Source organism: Clostridium sp. C105KSO13 (genome assembly GCF_001517425.1).
In the GTDB taxonomy this organism is placed as follows: Bacteria; Bacillota; Clostridia; order Lachnospirales; family Lachnospiraceae; genus Muricomes.
Window position 1 is genome coordinate 54,810 of the sequence record NZ_FBWL01000158.1, and the last position, 23,894, is coordinate 78,703.

Here is a 23,894-nt window from a genome sequence, read left to right on the forward strand (position 1 = left end):
GGACATGGGATGGTTATCAAGAATATTAATTTGGAGACGGTATGCGGCATAACAAGTGTGCTTCCGGATAATGATAAGCCGGAAATCGCATTTGCAGGGAAGTCTAATGTAGGAAAATCTTCATTAATCAACGCGCTGATGAATCGAAAATCCTATGCCAGAATTTCGGCAACACCCGGAAAAACGCAGACAATCAACTTTTACAACATCAATGGAGAGATGTACCTTGTAGATCTTCCGGGTTACGGGTATGCTAAAGTTTCCGAGAAGGAAAAGGAGCAGTGGGGAAGGCTGGTGGAACGTTATCTGCACAGCTCTTCCCGGCTGAAAACTGTCTTCCTTTTGCTTGATATCCGGCACGAACCTTCTTCCAATGACAAGATGATGTACCGATGGATTGTGGAGCAGGGCTACAAGCCGATTATCATAGCGACAAAGCTGGACAAACTAAAGAGGAGCCAGATCCAGAAGCATATAAAAATGGTCAAAGAAGGACTGGAACTTGAAAAAGATGCAAAGATTATTCCCTTTTCATCTGTGACAAAACAAGGTCGGGATGAGATATGGGAGTTTGTGGAGACACAACTGGGGGTATGACAATGGAGAGCAGACGGCCCTACTGGCAGATTATTGTGAGTCTTGTGTTTAGTCTGGCTGCGACAGCAGCCTTTGTGATTATTGGAATAAAAGCGCTGGGGTTTTTTATGCCCTTTGTTATTGGGTGGATTATGTCTACAATTGCCACCCCGGTAGTTAACTGGCTGGAGAAAAGACTGAAGATTGTTAAAAAGCTGGGATCTGCTCTTATTGTAGTTATAGTTCTGGTCTTGATTGTATTGGTGATTTATTTTGCAATCAGCCATATTGTCGGAGAAATAGGAGATCTGATATCAAATTCGCCGAATTTATATGCTCAATTTAAATCAGGACTGGAACAAATCGGAGACGCGCTTTCAGGTGTGTTTTCCAGGCTGCCCCAGGGAGTGGAGAGTGGCTGGGACACTGCGGTAGATAACCTGAATGAGTATGCAGCCAAAGTGGTTGCAAACATCAGCGAACCGACAGTGGCTGCGGCCGGAAACTTTGCAAAGCGCCTTCCGTCTTATCTGATTTCATTTATTGTGACAATGATGTCGGCCTATTTGTTTACGGTGAACAGAGAAGAAGTAATTCAATGGATGAAAAAGGTTTCACCGCCTTCGATTGCAAAGAGAATGGAACTGGTAAGCGATAACCTGAAATATGCAGTCGGAGGATATTTTAAAGCGCAATTCAAAATTATGGCGATTGTGTTCGTAGTTCTTTTTGTTAGTTTTGTAGTGCTTGACGTGCATTATTCTATATTAATTGCGTTTTTAATTTCTTTTTTGGATTTTCTCCCATTTTTTGGGACGGGTACCGCACTGATACCGTGGGCTCTTTACCAGGGACTCATGGGAGATTATAAGATGGCAGTTGCTCTTATCATTGTCTATATTCTGACGCAGCTGATGCGCCAGCTGGTTCAGCCCAAGTTTGTGGGAGACAGCATGGGTTTGAACCCACTTGTGACACTTCTTTTACTTTATATAGGATATAAGGTGAGCAGTATCCTTGGAATGATTCTGGCAGTGCCCATCGGCATGGTACTGATTAATATGATACGGGCAGGAGCTTTTGATTATATTTTAAACGATGTGACGCTTCTGGTGGATGGAATTCTGGGCTTAAGAGAAGAACCCGATAAAAAGAAATGAGGAGTCTGAACTGCCAGACTCCTCACACTATTATTTGCTTTTGCTGAGAGTTTCAGCGATGTATTTTCCGGTATAAGATTTGGGGTTATGTGCCACTTTCTCGGGGGTACCGGTGGCTACAATAGTTCCGCCTTTGTCCCCGCCTTCGGGACCTATGTCAATTATATAATCCGCAGTCTTTATGACGTCCAGATTGTGTTCAATAACAATAACAGTGTTTCCGTCACCAGAAAGCCGGCGCAGAATCTCCGTCAGTTTATGGACATCGGCAAAATGAAGCCCTGTCGTCGGTTCGTCCAGAATATAAACAGTCTTTCCTGTGCTGCGTCGGCTTAGTTCGGAGGCCAGCTTTATCCGCTGTGCCTCACCTCCGGACAACTCTGTGGAGGGTTGGCCGAGACGGATATAAGAAAGACCCACATCGTTAAGTGTCTCCATCTTCCTGCGGATACTGGGAACATGTTCAAAAAAGCTCAGAGCTTCACCCACAGTCATATTTAGAATATCATAAATATTTTTCCCTTTATATTTAACTTCAAGTGTTTCCCTGTTATAGCGTTTTCCGCCACACACTTCACATGGGACATAGACATCCGGCAGGAAGTGCATCTCAATCTTTAAAATTCCATCGCCGTTGCAGGCTTCACAGCGTCCGCCCTTTACATTGAAGCTGAATCTTCCCTTTTTATAGCCTCTGGACTTTGCATCCGGCGTTGCGGCAAACAAATCCCGGATTAAGTCAAATACTCCAGTGTATGTTGCGGGATTGGACCGTGGCGTGCGCCCGATGGGAGACTGGTCAATATTGATGACCTTGTCAATCTGATCCATTCCTTCAATTCTCTTGTGCTTTCCGGGGATTGTCCTTGCCCGGTTTAACTCTTTTGCCAGTTTTTTATATAATATTTCGTTTACCAGAGAACTCTTTCCGGAACCGGATACCCCGGTTACGCAGGTCATGATCCCCAGAGGAATATCCACATCTATATTTTTTAGGTTGTTTTCGCTCGCTCCGATCACTTTGAGAAAACCAGTTGGCTTCTCTCTTTTTTCGGGAACCGGAATTTGGATTTTGCCGCTCAAATATGCGCCGGTAATTGAGTTTTTATTCTTCATAATCTCCTGGGCTGTGCCTATGGCGACAACCTCACCGCCGAATTCGCCGGCTCCCGGGCCAATATCGACCACACAGTCCGCTGCCAGCATGGTGTCCTCGTCGTGTTCCACAACAATCAATGAGTTTCCCAGATCACGGAGATGCTTTAAGGTACCAAGCAGCTTATCGTTATCCCTTTGATGAAGACCAATACTTGGCTCATCCAGAATATATGCTACGCCCACCAGACCGGAACCAATCTGTGTGGCAAGACGGATTCGCTGTGCTTCACCCCCTGATAAGGATGCGGCTGCCCTTGCCAGAGTCAGGTATTCCAGCCCTACGTCCATCAGAAACTGAATGCGTGCGGTAATCTCTTTGAGAATCTGTCCTCCGATCATCATTTGTGTCTGAGTCAGTTGAAGTTCCTTCAAAAACTTCTGGAATTTGTCAATGGACAAAGTGGTGACTTCAGAAATATTCTTGTCTCCTACGGTGACGGCCAGAGCACCCTTCTTCAGCCTCTGCCCGCCGCACTCGGGGCAGGGGGTAATATTCATAAAACTTTCATACTCTGTCTTCATGGTATCCGAGCCGGTTTCTCGATAACGACGTTCTACGTTTTTGATTAGACCTTCAAAAGCAACATCATAGACGCCCTCGCCACGCTGCCCTTTATAATAAACTTTGACGGATTTGCCGTTGGTGCCATAGAGAATAACATCATGTATCTGTCTGGGATAGTCTTCAAATGGAGTATCCAGATCGAAGTGGTACTCTTGGCATAAAGCGTCGAGGATTGCTCTGGTGAAGCTGGATTTGTCCGTACAGGACTGCCAGCCCGTGACTGCGATTGCCCCCCGGTTAATGCTAAGTGACGGATCCGGGATCATGAGATCTTCAGAAAACTCCATCTTATACCCAAGACCAAAGCAGACCGGGCATGCCCCAAAGGGATTATTGAAAGAGAAACTTCTAGGTTCGACCTCGTCAATACTGATGCCGCAGTCCGGGCATGAAAAAGTCTGACTGAAATTCATGGGCTCACCATCGATAATGTCTACAATAAGAAGTCCTTCGGCTAAAGAAAGCACACTTTCCACTGAATCGGTGAGCCTCTTTTCAATGCCGGGCTTCACAACCAGACGATCTACAATAATCTCAATATTGTGTTTCATATTTTTATTCAGGACAATTTCCTCAGAAAGCTCATACAGGCTGCCGTCAATCCTTACCCGAACATATCCGCTTCTTTTGGCCCTTTCCAGCAGTTTAACGTGGGTTCCCTTTCGCCCCCTGACGACAGGGGCCAGAAGCTGGATTTTTGTGCGTTCCGGCAATTGCATAATCTGGTCTACCATCTGGTCCACTGTCTGCTTTGTGATTTCCTTTCCGCAGTTCGGGCAGTGTGGAATTCCTACACGGGCGTAAAGCAGACGAAGGTAGTCATAAATTTCCGTCACGGTCCCCACGGTGGAACGGGGATTGTGATTCGTAGACTTCTGGTCGATGGAAATTGCAGGAGAGAGCCCTTCTATACTTTCTACGTTGGGTTTTTCCATCTGACCCAGGAATTGTCTTGCGTAGGAGGACAAAGATTCCATATATCTTCTCTGTCCCTCTGCATAAATCGTGTCAAATGCAAGAGAAGACTTTCCGGAGCCGCTGAGTCCCGTAAGTACAACAAGCTCATTTCTCGGAATGTCTACATCAATATTTTTTAAATTATTTTCATTTGCGCCTCGTATCCTAATATATTCTCTGGCGTTCATTTTTTTCCCCATCTTATCTCCTTGCTTTTTACTTATCTATTTCATTCAGAGTTTTCTTTAACTCTATCAGTTTGTCTCTAAGCTCCGCAGCAGCTTCAAAATTCAGTTCTGCAGCAGCTTTTTTCATTTGCTTTGACAAATCTGCGATTAATTTTTCCAGTTCTTTTTTGCTCATGGATTCCGGATCTTTTTCTATTCTCATCTCTTCGGCGGCAACCTTTTTAGAGATACTGATTAAATCCCGGACTGCTTTGTGTATGGTCTGAGGTGTAATATTGTTCTCTTCATTGTACTTCATCTGAATCTCGCGCCGTCTTTTTGTTTCATCCAGGGCGATCTGCATGGAGTCTGTGACAGTATCGGCATACATAATGACATGCCCTTCGGAATTCCTCGCTGCACGCCCTATAGTTTGAATCAGAGAGGTAGATGAGCGGAGGAAGCCTTCTTTATCCGCATCCAGGATAGCAACCAGAGTGATCTCAGGAATATCCAGTCCCTCACGCAGAAGGTTAATGCCTACAAGGACATCGAATACGTCCAGCCGCATGTCACGGATGATTTCACTGCGCTCAAGTGTGTCCACATCGGAGTGCAGATATTTTACACGTATACCAACTTCACGCATATAGTCGGTGAGGTCCTCTGCCATCCGTTTGGTAAGAGTGGTGACAAGGACTTTGTTTTTCTTTGAAACTTCTTTATTTATCTCGCCCACAAGATCATCGATCTGGCCCTCCACCGGGCGGACTTCTACGTGAGGATCCAAAAGGCCCGTGGGACGAATCACCTGTTCGGCCCGGAGCAGTTCATGTTCATCTTCATAGGATCCGGGTGTGGCAGAGACGAACAGAACCTGATTAATCTTACTTTCAAATTCTTCAAAATTTAAGGGACGGTTATCTTTTGCCGAGGGCAGACGGAATCCATAGTCCACAAGGGTGGATTTCCGCGACTGGTCACCGGCATACATGCCGCCAATCTGTGGTACAGTCTTGTGGGACTCATCGATCATAATCACGAAATCGTCCGGAAAATAATCAATTAATGTGTAGGGAGGCTGTCCCGGTGCCAGTCCTGCCATATGACGGGAGTAGTTCTCAATTCCGGAACAGAATCCAGTTTCTTTGAGCATTTCAATATCAAAATTCGTGCGTTCTGCAATTCGCTGTGCCTCCAGCAGCTTGTCCTGGCGTTTAAATTCATTTACGCGCTCTTCCAGTTCCGCTTCGATAGCCTTAACGGCCCTGGATATATTTTCCTTGTCTACAACATAGTGAGAAGCCGGAAATATAGCGATATGCTTCAATTCATCTTTTATCTCTCCGGTGAGAATGTCGATTTCCGCAATCCGGTCCACTTCATCGCCGAACCACTCAATCCGAATCGCTGTGTCGGCAGAATTGGCGGGGATTATCTCCAGCACATCGCCACGCACCCGGAAGGTACCTCTGTGGAAATCCATTTCATTCCTGTCGTACTGGATCTCAATAAGCTTTGCCATTACTTCATCTCTGTCTCGAGTCATGCCCGGTCGCAGAGAAACGACCATGTTCTGGTAATCCACTGGGCTGCCTAGTCCATAGATACAGGAGACACTGGCAACGATAATTGTATCCCTGCGTTCCGCCAGAGCCATGGTGGCAGACAGGCGCAGCTTATCGATTTCGTCATTGATAGCGGAATCTTTGGCAATATACGTATCAGATGAAGGCACATAAGCCTCAGGCTGATAGTAGTCATAGTAAGATACAAAATACTCCACCGCATTCTCGGGAAAGAACTCCTTGAACTCCCCGTAGAGCTGAGCGGCAAGTGTCTTGTTGTGTGCAATTATCAGGGTCGGCTTCTGAATCTGCTGGATTATATTCGCCATAGTGAATGTCTTGCCGGATCCCGTAACCCCCAGCAAAGTCTGAAATTGATTGCCCTCTTTAAAACCCCGGACCAGTTCCTTAATTGCCTGGGGCTGGTCCCCGGTGGGGCTGTAGGGGGATTGTAATTTAAACTTTTGTTCGCTCATAGTCACCTCATATGATTTAGCAATAGTCTTACATTGTGCTAAAATTGATTATAGCAGAATATGTTCAAAAAGTATAGAGATGAATCGAATGTTTGTTCTGTATATTCCTGCTTTCTGTATTATTATCTTCATGAGTATAAAAAGATACCTGCAGACACCATACTAACAGTATATCATAAAGAAAAAGTAAAATTTTAAAAAAGGGTTTCCATTTCAGGGAAATTTTATTATACTAGTGTTGCAGCTTGGGGAGAGCTGTGATAGAAAAGAAGATGAAGTGGAAAAATATTTACAAAGGAATTATGCCTTGTCAATGAGACGGCAGTGAGATACAAAGAAAATTAAGAAATGCAATAAGGGTTCTGGAAGGGAGAGTTAAAATGCCTATAGATATTGGAATAGATTTAGGAACAGCCAGTGTGCTTGTATATGTAAAGGGAAAGGGAGTTGTACTTAAGGAACCATCTGTGGTGGCTTTTGACCGGGATACGAATGTGATTAAAGCAATCGGGGAAGAAGCCCGCCTTATGCTGGGCAGAACCCCGGGTAATATTGTGGCAGTCCGCCCACTGCGCCAGGGTGTTATATCCGACTATACGGTGACTGAGAAGATGATTAAATATTTTGTCCAGAAGTCCCTGGGAAAGAGAACATTTAAGAAACCACGGATCAGCATCTGTGTGCCCAGCGGTGTCACAGAGGTGGAGAAGAAAGCGGTGGAAGAGGCCACTTTCGCCGCCGGAGCAAGAGAAGTGCACCTTATAGAGGAACCGGTGGCAGCAGCTATCGGGGCAGGGATTGATATTTCCAAACCCTGCGGAAATATGATTGTGGATATCGGAGGCGGTACGGCAGATATTGCGGTCATTTCTCTGGGTGGTACTGTGGTCAATACATCCATCAAGATAGCCGGCGATGATTTCGATGAGGCAATCGTCCGCTACATGCGAAAGAAGCACAACCTTTTAATAGGAGAGCGGACTGCAGAAGATATCAAGATTAAGATAGGCACAACATATCCCCTTGCAGAAGAAGAAAGTCTGGAAGTAAGAGGGCGTAATCTTGTGACAGGACTTCCAAAGACTGTCAAAGTGACATCTTCAGAGACAGAAGAAGCCCTTCGCGAGTCTACCGGCCAGATTGTGGAGGCGGTCATCAATATCCTGGAGCAGACTCCCCCGGAATTATCGGCGGATATCCTGGACAGGGGAATCGTCCTGACGGGAGGCGGCGCTATGCTGCGAGGTATGGAAGAGATGATAGAAGAAAGGACGGGAATCCATACAATGACGGCCGAAGATCCTATGAAAGTCGTTGCAATCGGGACAGGCCAGTTCGTGGAATTTATGAGCGGGAGAAGTGACATTTAACCAGGAGGCAATCGTGGAAGTAGTTACCGGATATGTGGAACACATTGTGTTCCGCAATGAAGAAAATGGATATACAGTATTTAATCTGGAGAATAAAGAAGGGGAACTGACATGTGTCGGTAACTTTAATTTTATAAATGAGGGAGAGATGCTTGAGCTTCACGGTGATTTTGTCAATCATAATATTTACGGAAATCAGCTTCGGGTCAGCTCCCATGAGCTGAAGGAACCGGAGGATTTAATCTCCATTGAACGTTATCTGGGTTCAGGTGCGGTAAAAGGTGTGGGAGCTGCCCTGGCGGACCGGATTGTGAGAAAATTTAAAAAGGACACGTTTAGGATCATAGAAGAGGAGCCGGAGAGACTTGCCGAAGTAAAAGGAATCAGCGAACGAAAAGCCAGGGAAATTGCAGAGCAGGTGGAAGAAAAAAGGGACATGCGCCAGGCAATGATCTATCTGCAGAAGTATGGAATTTCCACTACCCTCGCGGTTAAGATTTATAAATATTACGGTGCAAAATTATATCAGGTTCTGGAAGAAAACCCGTATCAGCTGGCTGACAATATAGAGGGTGTGGGCTTTAAGACAGCGGACGAAATTGCCGCTAAAGCAGGAATTCATATGGACTCGGATTTTAGAATTCAAAGCGGTATTTTTTACACCCTTCAGCAGTCTGTGGGAGAGGGGCATATTTATCTTCCCAGGCCGGTTCTGACGGCAAGAGCAGGACGTCTTCTCGGCGTGGAAATTCAGGATATAGAAAAATATGTGATGGACCTTTGTATTGAGAAAAAGACGGTTCAAAAAGAAGTGGGAGGGGAAATCAGAGTTTACCCTTCTCATTATTATTATATGGAGCTGAACACGGCGAGAATGCTCCACGATCTGAATATTGACTGCAGCATGCCGGAGGATATGATGGAAAAACGCCTGCATCAGGTGGAAAAAAAGGAGCAGATCGGATTGGATCTGATGCAGCACAAGGCTGTGATTGCATCTATTAAGCACGGATTTCTTGTTCTGACAGGCGGTCCCGGGACAGGAAAGACCACCACAATTAACACCATGATACAGTTTTTCGAGAACGAAGGTATGAGTATTCTTCTGGCTGCACCCACAGGGCGGGCGGCTAAGAGGATGACAGAGACGACAGGGTATGAGGCCCAAACGATTCACCGCCTTTTAGAGGTAAGCGGCAACCCGGAGGAAGAGGGAAACGTTAACGGTTTTATGAGAAACCGGCAGAACCCTCTGGAAACAGATGTTTTAATCATAGATGAGATGTCTATGGTGGATCTGCCTTTGATGCACGCTCTTTTATCTGCAGTGGTGGAAGGAACCCGTCTGATACTGGTAGGCGATATGAATCAGCTGCCGTCAGTGGGACCCGGCAGCGTTTTAAAGGATATTATTGCATCCGGCCGCTTTCCGGTTGTGACACTGACAAAAATTTTCCGTCAGGCAGGAGAAAGTGACATTGTGGTCAATGCTCATAAAATTAATGCAGGAGAGCCGGTGCAGCTGAACAATAAGAGCAGGGACTTCTTTTTCCTGAAGCGTCAGGACCCAAACGTTATCATTCGTGTAATGCTTACATTGATACAGAAGAAGCTTCCTAAATATGTGGATGCAGCCCCTTATGAGATACAGGTCATGACACCTACGCGAAAAGGCCTTCTGGGGGTGGAACGTCTAAACATAATTTTACAGAAGTACTTAAACCCTCCTGCACCGGAAAAAAGGGAGAGGGAGCATGGACAGCGTATCTTCCGGGTGGGAGATAAAGTGATGCAGATTAAGAATAACTACCAGCTGGAGTGGGAAATCAGTACCAGATATGGGCTCACGGTGGACAAGGGCGTGGGAATTTTTAACGGTGATATGGGAATAATAGCAGATATCAACACCTATGAGGATACGGTGATTGTAGAATATGATGAACACAGGAAAGTAAAGTATCCCTTAGAGCTGCTGGATGAGCTGGAACTGGCCTATGCTATCACGGTACATAAGTCTCAGGGCAGTGAGTATCCGGCTGTTATTATACCTTTACTGCAGGGGCCGAGGATGCTTTACAACAGAAATTTGCTTTATACAGCAGTGACACGTGCAAAAAAATGCCTGACTATTGTGGGGAGTGATATAACATTTCAGGAAATGATACAAAACAAAAACGAGCAAAACCGTTACACAAGTCTGGCAGAGCGTATTCGGGAATTTTAAATCTTCTTTACCCGAGTGTCTGTCCATTTTGCAAAAAAATATCAGCGGAGGGAATCTGTGGATCCTGCAGAAAGAAAGTTATATATATAAAAGAGCCGAGATGTATGCGCTGCGGAAAACCTGTGGGAAAAGAAGAACAGGAATTTTGCAGGGATTGTTCCCGTTCCCATGCGCCCTATGAGCAGGGGCGGAGTCTCTGGGTACATAGAGTTCCTGTCTCGTCAGCGATATACCGCTTTAAATATAAAAACAAGAGATATTATGGCGGAATATTTGCCGAAGAGATGGCAAAGTCATTTGGGGAACAGATCCACAGGTGGAAAATCGAAGAAATTATCCCTGTTCCTCTTCATCCTGCCAGACAGAAAATGCGGGGGTATAATCAAGCCCAGATACTGGCTGAGGAACTGGGGAAAATAGTAGACATTCCGGTGCATAATCAAACACTGTACCGGATTCAAAATACACGGCCTCAGAAAAGTCTGGATGATGTACAAAGAAGCAGAAACCTGAAAGGGGCTTTTGCAGTGTCAAAGCAGTATGGAGTAAAGAAGAATGTATTGATTATAGATGACATTTATACCACCGGAAGCACCATAAAAAAAGCGGCCCACATGCTGAAACTGGGGGGTGCCGAAAAAGTATATTTTTTGACTGTAAGCATTGGACAAGGGCTCTGAGTATATGCTATACTAAAAACAATGTTTAGAACGGAAGGATATTTTGGGTGAACGAAATGTTAGATAAAAATCGTATCAGACTGATGGCAAAGACGGCGAAGTACGAGAAGTCTCAGGCAGCCGAAGACCTGAAAATCAGCAGATATTATAAAAAAGATTATACGAGTCTGAATACACTCATTACGGCTATCTGGGTTACTGTCGGGTATGTTCTTCTGGCCGGGCTGATCGCGCTTGCCAAAGTTGACGCCCTGATGAAAAATCTGACGATAGCGAAATTCATTATTATTGTAGCAATTGCGGTTGGTATATATATTGTATTGCTGGTAGTGTACTGTGTTTATGCGGGAAGTTTCTATAACTCGAAGCACAGCCGGGCAAAGCAGCGTGTAAAAAGATATTACCGGAATCTATCACGGTTGAGGAAGATGTATGTGAAGGAGAAAAAATAAGAATATGAGTACATTACTTGTCTGGAAAGAGCAACTTCAGAAGATTTATGCGAGGTTTTCCATATATATAGTGAAAGCATTGCAATTTATTCTGGGCCTGTGTGTGTTTGGCCTTATTAACTCCAACATAGGATTTATGAAGACTGCTTCATCGATTTTGTGTACTTTAGGGCTTTCAGCCATATGTGCATTTCTGCCGCTGATTGTGATGGTGGTAGCGGCGACCATTCTGATACTACTGCATTTCTATGCATTATCTGCACCGATAGCACTGGTATCTTTAGCTATATTTCTCATTATGTATATCTTTTATTTCAGATTTACCCCCGGGAAGGCGTGGCTCATTCTGTTGACTCCGGTGGCATTTGCATTGAAGGTTCCTTTTGTGATACCAGTTGCATTTGGGCTTCTGGGAACGCCGGTCTTTGTGGTACCGGCGGCATTGGGAACGATTGTTTATTATATACTGCATTACGTGAAGATATCTGCTTCCGCATTAAAGGATGCAGGTACAAGTGGTCTGGCAGATAGCCTTATGGCTTTTACAAAGCAGTCTTTGGCAAATAAGGAAATGTGGATCATGGTTCTGGCAGTTACGGTCAGTCTTCTGATTGTATATGCAGCCCGTACCAGATCTGTGGATCATGCGTGGAAGATTGGATCTGCGGCAGGAAGCATTGCCGCTATCGTGATTGGGGCAGTGGGAAATGTAACTCTGGATGTTCACCTTTCTTACGGTGCTATGGTACTTGGCGGTCTGCTGGCTTTTGCTGTAGGACTGGTTCTGGAATTTCTCTTTTTTTCAGTGAATTATTCAAGTACGGAGCGTATGCGTTTTGAAGATGATGAATACTATTATTATGTAAAGGCTGTTCCAAAGATTGTAGTCTCTGCACCTGAGGTCAGTGTAAAGCATATCAATGCAAGTCAGCCCCGGGTAAGTCCTGTTGACCCAAAGGCAAAAGACAGGGAAGAAGAGGTAGATCATGCAAGGGCAGCAGACGATATTTTGCTGACAAGAAGTCTCACAAAAGAACTTGGACTGGGGAAACCAGATGACAAATAATGCTGCCCGATTTAGTCTGAGAATTAAGAATATTCAAACAGGAGGTGCATAAATGGAACAGTGGATAAAAAGCTTTTTTGATAATTATGTAAGTGATATGTACTTTCCTGATGTCCGCCTAACCGATATTATAGAAATTCTCATTATAGCAGCTATCGTATACCGTGTTATGCTCTGGATAAAGAATACAAAGGCATGGATGCTTCTAAAGGGAATGATTGTTCTTGCAGCTTTTATTATGGTGGCGGCCATATTGCGGATGTATACAATACTATTTCTTGCCAGAGAATCGATACCTGCACTGGCCACCGCAGCTGTAGTCGTGTTTCAGCCCGAACTGCGGAGAGCACTGGAAAAACTGGGAGAAAAGAATCTGCTGAACAATATCAATCCGTTTGACAGAAGCAGAGATAATCACAGGTTTTCCGATATTACACTGGAGGCTCTGGTAAAGGCATGCTTCGATATGGGGAGTGTGTGCACAGGGGCGCTTATCGTTGTGGAACAGGCTACCCAGCTTACAGAATATGAAGCCACCGGAATTGAACTGGACTGTAAAGTCTCATCTCAAATTCTGCTGAATATATTTGAGCACAATACCCCTCTCCATGATGGGGCTATTATCGTACGGGGGGATAGAATCGTATCGGCTACATGCTATCTTCCTCTTTCAGACAACATGCAGATTAGTAAAGAACTTGGAACCAGGCACCGGGCCGCACTCGGAATGAGTGAGGTTAGTGATGCCCTGACGATTGTTGTGTCAGAAGAGACCGGGCAGGTCTCAGTAGCCATGGGCGGGCAGCTGGTAAGGGGAATTACCCCGGAATACCTTTCTACAAGGCTAAGCCAGATCCAGTTTAAAGCTTCAGAACTTAAGAAGTTAAACTTATGGAAAGGACGGCATGGACATGAAAAAGTATAAGTTTACGAAAAACCTGGGCTTAAAAATAATGGCACTCTTTTCTGCTGCTCTCCTGTGGCTGGTAGTCGTGAATGCTGATGATCCGGTGGAAACCTATACTTATCGCAATATACCCGTGACACCGGAAAATAAGGAGGTCATAACAAACAAAGGAAGAACATTTAAATTTGTGGATGAGACAAAGAATGTCAGTGTTTCTGTAAAAGCTAAGCGTTCTGTGTTATCTAAGCTGAAGGCTGATAAGATCGTCGCAACCGCTGATATGGCCGAGATGCAGTTTGAATCGCTGGTGCCTATCAAAGCAACAATTCCCGGGTATGAGGGAAGTTATTACTCCGCGGAAGCATCTCCCGGAAATTTGAGGGTAAAAGTAGAAGAACAGACAAAAAATGTGATACCATTGACTGTAAGTGCTTCGGGAATTCCGAGAGATGGGTATGTTGTAGGGGAAATGACAACAAATCCGGTAAAAATTACTGTACGTGGTGCGGAGTCCCTTGTTAACAGCATAGATAAAGCTGTTGCTAAAGTGGATGTGTCCGGTGTGTCAAAAACTACAACAAAGAAGGCTGAATTGGTGTATTATGACAAGAACGGAAATCCTCTTGACAAAACTCAGTTGAAAGATAATCTGGGTGATGAAGGAATCACTGTAAACATTCAGGTGCTTAATACGAAGAGCGTGCCGCTTAAATTCAGCACTTCCGGCACTCCCCAGGAGGGGCATCTGGTCAGCGGAATCACCTGTGAGCCGGATAACATCCAAGTGTCCGGGACACCGGAAGCTCTTGCCGAATTTAATGAGCTGGACATTCCGGCATCGGAACTTGATGTAACTGGGGCAACTGAAAAAATGGAGAAGACAGTCGACATTCTGCCTTATCTGCCGGAGGAAATAGAACTTTTGGATGAAACTGCCAATAATATTGTTGTAACAGTATCTATAGAGGAGGAAGGAACCCGCACTATTGAACTTTCGGTGTATGCTATCCGTGTGGATAACCTGCAGGATAAATTAAAGGTTTCTTTTGATTCAGATGCAGATATTGAACTCCAGTTCAGGGGGGTACAAGAAGTTCTGAATAACCTGGATATAAGGAATGCCGTTTCTATAAATCTTGAGAAATATACAAAGGCAGGAAGTTACGAGGTGCCAGTGGATATAGAAACTGCAGCCAGCATTAATCTGGTAGAAAAGCCAAAAGTAAAAATAACCTTGGCTAATAAGGAAGAGTCAGCCAAGGATGAGACGGGTGAAGATAAGAAACAAGAGTAGAACCCGATGGCGGCAGAAGATAAATTATAAGAGGAGACATTTCAGGTATGGTTAGCGAGAAGGTTACGATTAAGAATCCTACAGGGCTGCACTTGCGGCCTGCAGGATTATTCTGTAAGACTGCTATGCAGTATGAAAGTAAAATTACTATAGAAAAAAAGTCAAAAACGGAGGATATAACTGCAAATGCAAAAAGCGTTCTGAGCGTTCTTGGAGCGTGCATCAAGAGTGGTGATGAAATCACCATTGTATGTGAGGGCGAGGATGAGGAAACGGCCCTCGGGGAGATGGTGCGCATTGTAGTAGATGGATTGGGGGAGTAAACAAATGAGTAAAGCGACATTGGTAATTATGGCAGCAGGAATTGGCAGCAGGTTCGGCGGTGGCATCAAGCAGCTGGAGCCTGTTGGTCCAAACGGTGAAATCATCATGGATTATTCCATCTATGATGCTGTGGAAGCAGGATTTGACAAAGTAGTATTTGTTATCAGGAAAGATTTGGAGAAAGATTTTAAAGAGGTAATCGGAAACCGCATCGAAAAGATTGTAGATGTGGACTATGCATATCAGGAGATTGACGATATACCCGATACATACAAAGAAACATTCCGTGACAGAACAAAACCTTGGGGGACAGGGCAGGCAATACTCTGCTGCAGAGAAGTGGTGGACGCTCCATTTCTTGTCATCAATGCGGATGACTACTACGGAAAGCAGGCTTTTAAAGAAGGATACGAATATCTGACCGGGGAGTCTCAAAAAGACAGAATGGAAATCTGCATGATCAGCTTTGTTCTGAAGAATACATTGAGCGATAACGGGGCGGTGACCCGCGGAGTCTGCCGGGTAGATGACGAAGGAATGCTGTCACAGATAGTAGAGACACATGGCATAGAAAAGATAGATGGAAAGGCTGTCGCAAAAAAAGAAATCAGTGGACAGGAAATAGACTTGGAATCACCTGTTTCCATGAATATGTGGGGGTTGGAACCCAGATTCTTCCAAATATTGGAAAAAGGGTTCTGTGAATTTTTATCCCGCCTGGAAAAATCTGATTTAAAGGCTGAATACCTGCTTCCGACAATCATTGGGGAACTGCTGGAAGAGGACAAGCTGTCGGTCAGAGTATTAAAATCAAAAGATAAATGGTTTGGGGTAACTTACAGGGAAGATAAAGATGCCGTAGTCTCAGCCGTAAGAGGACTGATTGAAGAAGGCGTGTATCCAGCAAAGTTATTTTAAGGTAAAGAGATGAGAAGCATATGTATCCGAAAAGTAGGGTGCATATGCTTCTTGTGTTTTACCACCTTTTTGAAAAGCTGTGGACTAAAATTTATTTTGAGGATAAAAGCTTTTTATATTCGTAAATATGGATGTTTATACATGTTACAAAAATGTTAAATCACACAAAAATAACATAATATTACTGCGAAACAGCTGATATAAAGGGAGAGGCTTGACAAAGATAGTATTATATAATAAATTATAAATATATATCTTACGACAGTTTTACATATGTATCCAAAAAAAGAAGGGACAAGTTTATATATGAAATGGAAAAAGGTTTCAGGCCTGCTGATGGCAATGCTGCTAAGTGTTTCTAATGTGAGCTATGCAGAGGACATAGGGGACATAGAGATTCCGGAGCAAGGAACAGAACTGCAGGATTCAGAGCAACAGGCTCCTCAAGAGCAGCAGTCTCCGGAAGAGCAGCAGCCTCCGGAAGAGCAGCAGACACCGGATGAGCAGCTGATGCCGGATGAGTCGCAGGATGCCGGGCAGGCTATTGTGCAGACAGAAGAAGGGGATTCGGAGGAAAAGGTAATTTGGGGAATGGGCAGAGGAATTACACCCCAGACTCAGGACAGTGATGAAGATCAGTTTACTTCCATTTCTTCTGGAATGAAAATTGGTAAAATGAAAGTTGATTTGAAAAATAAAATAGATTCATATATAAAGCAGAACAAAGGGAAATTGAATATAGGGACGCTAGTGAAACATGGACAGATACAAAACACAAACACAGCTTTTTGCGAGTATAAAAATCTGATAATTTTTACATCGGACAGAGGAACCTACAGCGTGCATCTTCCCATTTTAAATACATTTATTTCCGCCGGTGGGGCAGAAAGCCTTGGAGCTCCGGTGGAGGAACAGAGAATAGAAAACTCAAGAGTTTACCAGAAATTTGAAAAAGGAACTTTGTCCTGTGCGTTTGAAAAAAAAGCCGATACACTGGTCGTCCGCAGAGGGAATACATATTATTTCAAAAACACATTAAGTAACGGTGAGGCAGATGAAGTTGTGAAATATGGCAGGACAGGCGATGAAGTCTTAGTCGGAGACTGGGACGGGGACGGCAGAGATACACTGTGTGTAAGACGGGGAAATGAGTATCATTTTAAGAACAGCATATCTGACGGAAAAGCAGATGTCGTTATAAATTATGGGAAATCGGGAGACAAAGTTCTAGTGGGAGACTGGGACAAAGATGGCAAAGATACTCTCTGCGTAAGGCGTGGAAATGAATATCACTTTAAAAATAGTATATCGCCCGGTCTGGCCGATTCTATCGTGAATTACGGCAAGTCGGGAGATATGATTTTGGTGGGAGACTGGAACGGAGACAAGGGGGATACTCTTTGTGTGAGACGAGGTAAAGAATATCACTTTAAGAACAGTATATCTGCTGGCCCAGCGGATTCCGTGATAATTTATGGGAAAGCAGGAGACGAAGTTCTGGCGGGAGACTGGGATGGAAATTATACTGATACGCTCTGTGTGAGACGAGGAAATGCATACCATATAAAGAATAGTATCCAGAGTGGCCTGGCTGATTCCATTGTCCTCTACGGGAAAGCGGCCGATGTCACTTATGCAGGGGTATGGACCTCACAGTTTAAGGTCCAGGCAAATAATGCCGAAAATCTGACATTTAATAACTCCCGGGGATTCGCTTACAGTCAGCTGCCACAAGCCTTTGCAGGCAATAGTATCAATGGAACAGCATTTCGGAAAAATGCGATTACGACCTATGTTGACGGGGCGGGGAACGAACTTCAATACTGTGCATTTTATGCCTATGACGGCACGATTGTATTGGCAGAAAGAGTCAATGAGGGTGAATGGAATTATCAGTGGACAGATTTTAAAGGAGACATCGAAGATGCACACAATACGGTGTCACTGGCAGTGGATGGTGCCGGGTATCTTCACATGGCCTGGAGCCAGCATTCAGGCGCTTTAATGTATGCAAAATCGACTGCCTCCGGCGCAATGACAATGGCAGCAGGCCAGATGATAGGTATGCAGGAAGATAAAGTCACATACCCAGAGTTTTATGTACAGCCTTCCGGAGACATGTTCTTTTTGTATAGAAACGGGGGCTCAGGCAATGGGGATCTTGTTTTGAACAAATATAATGTGGCAATGGGAACCTGGCAGAGAGAGCAGAATAGCCTGATTTCAGGTGAGGGGAAAATTTCTCCTTATTGGCAGGCATGTGTGGACAAAGTAGGACGTCTGCATATATCCTGGGTCTGGAGAGAAACAGGAGATGCCTCCACCAATTATAATATGTGTTATGCAGTTTCTACAGATGCAAGCGGTAGTGAATTTGTGGACGATGAGGGTGAATCTCTGAGAATTCCCATTACAGAAGATAAGGTGGAACCTATTTGTGAGATTCCAAAAGGCAGTTCATTGATTAACCAGACTTCCATGACGACAGACGATGAAGGCAGACCATATATTATTTCCTATTGGAAAATTGATGATGTAGTACAGTACAACGTCATTCGATTTACAGGAGAAAAATGGATTATTTATAACACTGATATCCGAAAAACTGGGTTTGATTTATCCGGGACAGGTACAAGACAGCTTCCTTGTGCAAGACCTCAGATTTTAGTGGATGGTGCCGGAGAAGAGGCGGATATTTATGTACTCTTCAGAGATGATGAAAGAGGCGGAAAGGCATCCATCGCAAAATTAAGCCTGAATGGTACCGAAATCATAACAGAGAAATTGATTGATGTAACAGGTGTAAGTCTGGAGGAGTGGGAACCTAATTACGATATTTCACTGTGGAAGCAGAGCAAAAAAATAAATATTTTCATGCAGAAAGAATACTATGCAGCGGATGGGAGGGAAAACAAAAGTCAGACAGAGTACATCTATGTTACCGATGTCACTTCATTTTTAAATGAATAGGGGAAATAGAAGCATATTACTGTGGAAATTGATGAAAATCATGGAAAGGACTAGAGTACTAGCGATAAGGGTGAGTATATGAAAAAAAGATGGTTAGCAATTGGGCTTAGTATCTGTCTGGCGTCGGGTATGTTTTATTCTTCTGCAATAAGCGTTTCTGCCGAGGACCAGGAAACAGTTCAGACAGAAGGAGGGGAAACTGTACAGGGGCAGGAGGAGAATGACGCTGTTGCAGACACGCAGGAGGCCCCGGCCGAAGAAGAGACGGCTGTACCGGAAGAAGTACATGCACCAATAGAAGAACAAGAACCGGCAGAAGATGAGGCACCGCCGTCAGAGGGTGAGTCTAATGCTTTAGCAGCGGAGGGGGAGACTCCAGAAACTGAAGAACAGGTCACTCCTGTGGAAATTCAGGTAATGGACGAAGAAGGAAATATAACTTTTATTACGGATGATAAATCACCGGTGGTAGAAGAACCGCCCATGATGGCGCGCTCTATTACTTTAGGTGATAAAGTTGTAAATTTGCGGGCCAATCAGAAAGGCCAGGCATATGATAGCAACACAGCTGTTAATTACACAGAATATGGTACTGGAGAAGCCGGATATGTGTTTGGACCTATGGGGACAGATGCTGCCTATTTGGGAACATTTAGCGGTAAAGTCAGGTTTATGATCAGCGGAGTAATAGGAGAGGTTTCTGAAAAAGATGTTCAGCTTGTAAAAATGAATAACGTTATAGTCAGTACTTATTATGCAAATGGATCCAACATCATACATAATATTGCTACAAATTTAAATGATGATGATGCGACCAGTACGTTAAATGTCGGACCACAGCAGTCTTACATGAAAACGGGAACTACATACTATAGCTATGATGGTCACTATTTTTATACAAGTTATTCCGCTATGTTGACAGATTACAGGAGTGGAACGAGAAAAAATTCCATAAATTCAAGTAATCCCTATTACAACTATTTCCAATACCTACCATTGCGGAGCAAAACGACCTATACAGATGCCCAGTTAAACAGCAAAATTCAGGCCCAAACGATTGCAGAGTCTAAAATGCTCAATCTGGGAAGCAGCCTGATTACGAATCAGAATACATATGGAATAAACGCACTTCTGGCGACAGGAATAGCAGGCAATGAAAGCGCTTGGGGTATAAGTTCTATCGCAATGAGCAAAAATAACCTCTTTGGATTAAATGCTGTTGATAACAATCCGGGAGGTAATGCGGACACCTTTTCTTCACCGAGTAACTGTGTCCAGAACTTTGCGGAGGGCTGGATGTCAAGAAGATACTGTAATCCAAACAACGGAGTGTATTATGGTGGCTTTCTGGGTAACAAGGCAAGCGGAATTAATGTGAAGTATGCCTCTGATCCATACTGGGGTGAAAAGGCAGCCAACATTGCGTGGAGCCTGGACAGTGCAGCGACGGACAGATTCAAGTATACGATTGGTATAAAGGATGTCAGTGGTACTAGCCATACTGATTTGAATGTCAGAGCAGGAAGTAACACTCTTTCGACCACTTTCTTTACGACGGGCGGGCAGACGGGTTATTCGTTCCTAATTTTAGGGAAGGAGAATGGTTTTTACAAGGTTCAGAGTGATCCTGTGCTAAATGCTGGTAGAACAGCAATTAACAGTACCAGCGGAGCGTATAATTTTTCAAATATGTATGCCTACACAAGTGCGGATTATTTAACAGTTGTATCCGGGAATGTAAGTCCATCACCAAATCCGGGGACGGGCACCGGGGACACACTGATGGTGCGCAGAGGGAATGCTTATTATTTTAAATATACTTTATCAGACGGAGAGTCTGACCTGATGGTAAATTATGGGTATAAAAATGATGAAGTCTATGTCGGAGACTGGGACGGAGACGGGGTGGATTCACTCTGTGTGCGCCGGGGAAATGTGTATTACTTTAAAAACAGTCTGACACCTGGAGAAGCTGATTCTGTTGTGCGTTATGGAAAAGCGGAGGATGAAGTTCTCATAGGCGACTGGAACGGGGACGGAACGGATACACTGTGTGTACGCCGTGGGAATGCGTACCATATTAAGAACAGTCTGTCAGAAGGAAAGGCGGACCATGTAGTGTTATATGGCAGGAAAAATGATGATGTTCTTGTTGGAGACTGGAACGCAGACGGTATGGATACCTTATGTGTGCGGAGAGGAAAGACTTATTACTTTAAAGACAGTCTGTCAAATGGGGAGGCAGATGCTGAGATTATATACGGGAAAGCTGACGATCAGATTATGGCAGGAGATTGGAATGGAGATAGAAAAGATACTTTGTGCGTGAGACGGGGGAACGCTTATCACATTAAGAACAGTATTGCTGTCGGAGAGGCAGACGCTATAGTTTTATATGGAAAGGCAAACGATATCACTTATGCGGGAACCTGGAAAAAGTAAAATTCGTATATAATCGAGCTATAAGGAGAAATGGTATGATAAGAAATATAAAAAAAGTAATGGCAGGAATCCTTGCAGTGAGTCTGCTTGCAGGAGGTTCACTTACGGAGTATCAAGTTTATGCAGCAGATGAGATAGTACAGGAGGAAGAACAGGAGGAAGAACAGGAGACAACAATTCCTGAGGAGCTTATCCCGGAAGTAGAGGAAAATCTTCAGGAACAAACGGAACAGCTGGAAAACAGTTGGCGCTATGAACAGGGAGAAGCTATTTCCACTCCGGAACCAAGAGCAAGAACATTATCCTATCCGAATGCATGGGATAAGGTTAACGGAGTTTATGTGAACAGTATTGGTGAGGAAATTGTGGGGGCGGTGAAGAAAGGGATTGATGTCAGTGAACACCAGGGGGCGATTGACTGGGCAAAGGTGAAGGCTGATGGAATTAATTATGCCATAATTCGCTGTGGATATGGAAATAATTACACATACCAAGATGACAAATATTGGAAGGCCAATGTATCTGCCTGTGAGAGTCTTGGCATTCCTTACGGAGTTTACATTTATTCATACGCAACGAATAAAAGTATGGCAGAGTGCGAAGCAGAACATGTACTTAGACTAATTAACGGGCGCAAGCTGTCCTATCCGGTGTACTTCGACATGGAGGATGCCTGTACGATTGGCACAAGTGCTGCTATGAAAGGAATTATGGCAAAAGCTTTCTGTGATAAAATTGCCGCAGCAGGATATGATGTGGGGATTTATGCGAATTTAGACTGGTGGAATAATTATCTCACAGATTCGGTATTTAAAAACAATTCCTGGTCAAAATGGGTAGCGCAGTATAATATAATCTGTGAGTATACTGGGGCATATGACTTGTGGCAGTGCACATCCTCCGGCCGCGTTTCGGGAATAAATGAGAACGTAGATTTTAATTTTCTGATGAATGCAGACATGGGAACAGAGAACGGCGGTATCTCTACAGAAACTACTCTGGCTGTAAGAAGAGGAAACAAATATTATATCAAATATACTCTGGGTGACGGAGAGGCGGATTTGGTTGTTCCGTATGGTTATTCGTCGGATGAAATTCTGGTTGGTGACTGGGACGGAGATGGGGTAGATACTCTCTGTGTGCGCCGTGGAAATACGTATTATTTTAAAAACAGTCTTTCGTCTGGCGAGGCAGATATTGTTGTTTCTTACGGAAAGGCTGCAGATTCAGTGCTGGTAGGAGACTGGAATGGAGATGGAGTAGACACTCTCTGTGTGCGCCGCGGAAATGCATATCATTTTAAAAATAGTTTTACTCCCGGGGAGGCAGATATGGTTGTGAATTATGGAAAATCAAACGATACCGTACTGTCGGGAGACTGGGACGGAAACGGAACAGATACCCTCTGTGTACGCCGTGGAAATGTCTACCATATTAAAAATAGCTTTGCTCCCGGAGTGGCAGATAGCATTGTGCCTTACGGATACATATCCGATCAAGTCCTTGTAGGAGACTGGGATGGAGACAATATAGATACAATTTGTGTCAGAAGAGGGAATGCCTACTATATCAAAAATAGCATTACTAGTGGGGGCGCAGATAAGATTGTACTATATGGCCATAAAGATGACATTACTTATGTAGGAAAATGGAAGAAATAGGAATTGTATAATAGTACACCAAAGGCTGCTCTCCGCTGAGCAGCCTTTTGGTGTATAACAAGAAATTTAAGAGTGCAAATTTTGCGAAAAGGTACTGAAGCAAACTTAAAATTATTGGCCAAAGACAGTAATCTATATTGATAATTCGCCGGTTGCGGGACTCTGGAAATAGTGTTATACTTTACGAATGTGAAAGATGATTTTTAACCATATAAAGGAGATAGATTGATGAACTATGCAGTGATATTTGCAGGAGGAACTGGTACGAGAATGAATACAAAAACATGTCCGAAACAGTTCCTCAAGCTACATGGAAAAGAAATCATAATATATACACTGGAACATTTTGAGAATCATCCTGATATAGATGGAATTTCTGTTGTCTGCATTGCAGAATGGATAGACTATTTGAAAAACTTGTTGGATCGCTATCGCATAAAAAAGGCAAAATGGATTTCGACCGGAGGCAGTACAGGACAGGAGTCCATATATAACGGCCTCAATGCCATGCGCGGAGACATTGCAGATGATTCAATCGTGCTGGTTCACGATGGTGTCAGGCCGCTCATAGATGCAGAGCTCATTTCGGATAATATCAAAACGGCAAAAGAAAAGGGATGCGCTGTTACAGTTGTACCGGCAATCGAGACGGTGATGCTGGTGGATGAAAATGAGCAGATTGTGGAGAGCGTTGACAGAAATAAATGCCGTGTGGTACGGGCCCCTCAGAGCTTTATATATCAGAATCTGATGAATGCACATGATAAGGCGAGAGCAGCAGGCATTGATAATATGATTGACTCTGCCACAATGATGTCAGAAGCAGGATATACTTTATATCCCGTGACAGGAAAGCCGGACAATATAAAGATAACTACACCCTCTGATTTTTATACATTCCGTGCGATTGTGGAAGCAGAGGAAAATTCACAGATTTTTGGATAAAGGCGAAGGCTGGT

At 44.0% G+C, this 23,894-nt stretch carries 17 protein-coding genes; 15 read left to right on the forward strand and 2 right to left on the reverse strand.

Annotated features, from left to right (window positions below; all coding sequences use genetic code 11):
• The first annotated feature begins 9 nt into the window (after nt 1-9).
• Together yihA and ytvI are read left to right on the forward strand one after the other, a co-directional pair.
• On the forward strand, nt 10-597 hold the full coding sequence (yihA, locus tag BN3456_RS05970) for a ribosome biogenesis GTP-binding protein YihA/YsxC (protein WP_089983232.1): 588 nt from the start codon (nt 10-12) through the stop codon (nt 595-597).
• Nucleotides 564-1,736, forward strand: coding sequence for a sporulation integral membrane protein YtvI (ytvI, locus tag BN3456_RS05975; RefSeq protein ID WP_347457880.1), 1,173 nt, complete (start codon nt 564-566; stop codon nt 1,734-1,736). The genes yihA and ytvI overlap by 34 nt, the downstream gene beginning before the upstream one ends.
• Nucleotides 1,737-1,766: 30 nt before the next feature.
• Here the strand turns inward: ytvI and uvrA are convergent, their stop codons facing one another.
• A complete protein-coding gene (gene uvrA / locus BN3456_RS05980) occupies nt 1,767-4,616 on the reverse strand; it encodes an excinuclease ABC subunit UvrA (RefSeq protein ID WP_089983234.1) in 2,850 nt (949 codons plus the stop codon).
• Nucleotides 4,617-4,632: 16 nt separating this feature from the next.
• A complete protein-coding gene (gene uvrB / locus BN3456_RS05985) occupies nt 4,633-6,627 on the reverse strand; it encodes an excinuclease ABC subunit UvrB (protein ID WP_089983235.1) in 1,995 nt (664 codons plus the stop codon).
• Between the two features lie 380 nt (nt 6,628-7,007).
• Here uvrB and BN3456_RS05990 point away from each other — a divergent pair, with 380 nt between their 5' ends.
• From BN3456_RS05990 to ispD, 13 genes are all read left to right on the forward strand, one after another.
• Nucleotides 7,008-7,997, forward strand: a complete 990-nt coding sequence (locus BN3456_RS05990; protein ID WP_089983236.1) for a rod shape-determining protein — start codon at nt 7,008-7,010, stop codon at nt 7,995-7,997.
• Between the two features lie 13 nt (nt 7,998-8,010).
• The gene (locus tag BN3456_RS05995; RefSeq protein ID WP_089983237.1) at nt 8,011-10,221 is read left to right on the forward strand and encodes an SF1B family DNA helicase RecD2; all 2,211 of its coding nucleotides are present in this window, start codon (nt 8,011-8,013) and stop codon (nt 10,219-10,221) included.
• 104 nt (nt 10,222-10,325) lie between these two features.
• Nucleotides 10,326-10,901 (forward strand): ComF family protein, encoded by a 576-nt coding sequence (locus BN3456_RS06000; protein WP_347457884.1) that lies wholly within the window; start codon nt 10,326-10,328, stop codon nt 10,899-10,901.
• A 56-nt stretch (nt 10,902-10,957) separates the two neighbouring features.
• Nucleotides 10,958-11,353, forward strand: coding sequence for a hypothetical protein (locus tag BN3456_RS06005; RefSeq protein WP_089983255.1), 396 nt, complete (start codon nt 10,958-10,960; stop codon nt 11,351-11,353).
• A 4-nt stretch (nt 11,354-11,357) separates the two neighbouring features.
• Nucleotides 11,358-12,419, forward strand: coding sequence for a hypothetical protein (locus BN3456_RS06010; protein WP_089983239.1), 1,062 nt, complete (start codon nt 11,358-11,360; stop codon nt 12,417-12,419).
• A gap of 52 nt (nt 12,420-12,471) precedes the next feature.
• On the forward strand, nt 12,472-13,344 hold the full coding sequence (gene cdaA, locus BN3456_RS06015) for a diadenylate cyclase CdaA (protein ID WP_089983240.1): 873 nt from the start codon (nt 12,472-12,474) through the stop codon (nt 13,342-13,344).
• Entirely contained in the window at nt 13,331-14,620 is a 1,290-nt protein-coding gene (locus BN3456_RS06020) for a CdaR family protein (protein ID WP_089983241.1), read from the forward strand. Before cdaA ends, BN3456_RS06020 begins: the two co-directional genes overlap by 14 nt.
• A 47-nt stretch (nt 14,621-14,667) precedes the next feature.
• Nucleotides 14,668-14,943 carry an HPr family phosphocarrier protein gene (locus BN3456_RS06025; protein WP_089983242.1) on the forward strand — a complete coding sequence of 92 codons (276 nt, stop codon included), beginning with the start codon at nt 14,668-14,670 and terminating at the stop codon, nt 14,941-14,943.
• 4 nt (nt 14,944-14,947) lie between these two features.
• Nucleotides 14,948-15,862, forward strand: coding sequence for a nucleotidyltransferase family protein (locus BN3456_RS06030; RefSeq protein WP_089983243.1), 915 nt, complete (start codon nt 14,948-14,950; stop codon nt 15,860-15,862).
• 306 nt (nt 15,863-16,168) lie between these two features.
• Complete coding sequence (locus BN3456_RS06035; protein ID WP_176699112.1) at nt 16,169-18,832, forward strand: BNR repeat-containing protein; 2,664 nt, start codon at nt 16,169-16,171, stop codon at nt 18,830-18,832.
• Nucleotides 18,833-18,910: 78 nt separating this feature from the next.
• On the forward strand, nt 18,911-21,274 hold the full coding sequence (locus tag BN3456_RS06040; RefSeq protein WP_089983245.1) for an N-acetylglucosaminidase: 2,364 nt from the start codon (nt 18,911-18,913) through the stop codon (nt 21,272-21,274).
• A gap of 35 nt (nt 21,275-21,309) precedes the next feature.
• The gene (locus BN3456_RS06045) at nt 21,310-22,935 is read left to right on the forward strand and encodes a glycoside hydrolase family 25 protein (protein WP_089983246.1); all 1,626 of its coding nucleotides are present in this window, start codon (nt 21,310-21,312) and stop codon (nt 22,933-22,935) included.
• 228 nt (nt 22,936-23,163) lie between these two features.
• Nucleotides 23,164-23,880 carry a 2-C-methyl-D-erythritol 4-phosphate cytidylyltransferase gene (gene ispD, locus BN3456_RS06050; RefSeq protein ID WP_089983247.1) on the forward strand — a complete coding sequence of 239 codons (717 nt, stop codon included), beginning with the start codon at nt 23,164-23,166 and terminating at the stop codon, nt 23,878-23,880.
• Nucleotides 23,881-23,894 lie beyond the last annotated feature (14 nt).

What these genes read in the sequence shown, in the direction of transcription:
- yihA (WP_089983232.1), top strand. Translation starts at nt 10, where the DNA reads ATGGTTATCAAGAATATTAATTTGGAGACGGTATGCGGCATAACAAGT.
- ytvI (WP_347457880.1), top strand. Translation starts at nt 564, where the DNA reads ATGGGAGTTTGTGGAGACACAACTGGGGGTATGACAATGGAGAGCAGA.
- uvrA (WP_089983234.1), bottom strand. Translation starts at nt 4,616, where the DNA reads ATGGGGAAAAAAATGAACGCCAGAGAATATATTAGGATACGAGGCGCA.
- uvrB (WP_089983235.1), bottom strand. Translation starts at nt 6,627, where the DNA reads ATGAGCGAACAAAAGTTTAAATTACAATCCCCCTACAGCCCCACCGGG.
- BN3456_RS05990 (WP_089983236.1), top strand. Translation starts at nt 7,008, where the DNA reads ATGCCTATAGATATTGGAATAGATTTAGGAACAGCCAGTGTGCTTGTA.
- BN3456_RS06000 (WP_347457884.1), top strand. Translation starts at nt 10,326, where the DNA reads ATGCGCTGCGGAAAACCTGTGGGAAAAGAAGAACAGGAATTTTGCAGG.
- BN3456_RS06005 (WP_089983255.1), top strand. Translation starts at nt 10,958, where the DNA reads ATGTTAGATAAAAATCGTATCAGACTGATGGCAAAGACGGCGAAGTAC.
- BN3456_RS06010 (WP_089983239.1), top strand. Translation starts at nt 11,358, where the DNA reads ATGAGTACATTACTTGTCTGGAAAGAGCAACTTCAGAAGATTTATGCG.
- cdaA (WP_089983240.1), top strand. Translation starts at nt 12,472, where the DNA reads ATGGAACAGTGGATAAAAAGCTTTTTTGATAATTATGTAAGTGATATG.
- BN3456_RS06020 (WP_089983241.1), top strand. Translation starts at nt 13,331, where the DNA reads ATGAAAAAGTATAAGTTTACGAAAAACCTGGGCTTAAAAATAATGGCA.
- BN3456_RS06025 (WP_089983242.1), top strand. Translation starts at nt 14,668, where the DNA reads ATGGTTAGCGAGAAGGTTACGATTAAGAATCCTACAGGGCTGCACTTG.
- BN3456_RS06030 (WP_089983243.1), top strand. Translation starts at nt 14,948, where the DNA reads ATGAGTAAAGCGACATTGGTAATTATGGCAGCAGGAATTGGCAGCAGG.
- BN3456_RS06035 (WP_176699112.1), top strand. Translation starts at nt 16,169, where the DNA reads ATGAAATGGAAAAAGGTTTCAGGCCTGCTGATGGCAATGCTGCTAAGT.
- BN3456_RS06040 (WP_089983245.1), top strand. Translation starts at nt 18,911, where the DNA reads ATGAAAAAAAGATGGTTAGCAATTGGGCTTAGTATCTGTCTGGCGTCG.
- BN3456_RS06045 (WP_089983246.1), top strand. Translation starts at nt 21,310, where the DNA reads ATGATAAGAAATATAAAAAAAGTAATGGCAGGAATCCTTGCAGTGAGT.
- ispD (WP_089983247.1), top strand. Translation starts at nt 23,164, where the DNA reads ATGAACTATGCAGTGATATTTGCAGGAGGAACTGGTACGAGAATGAAT.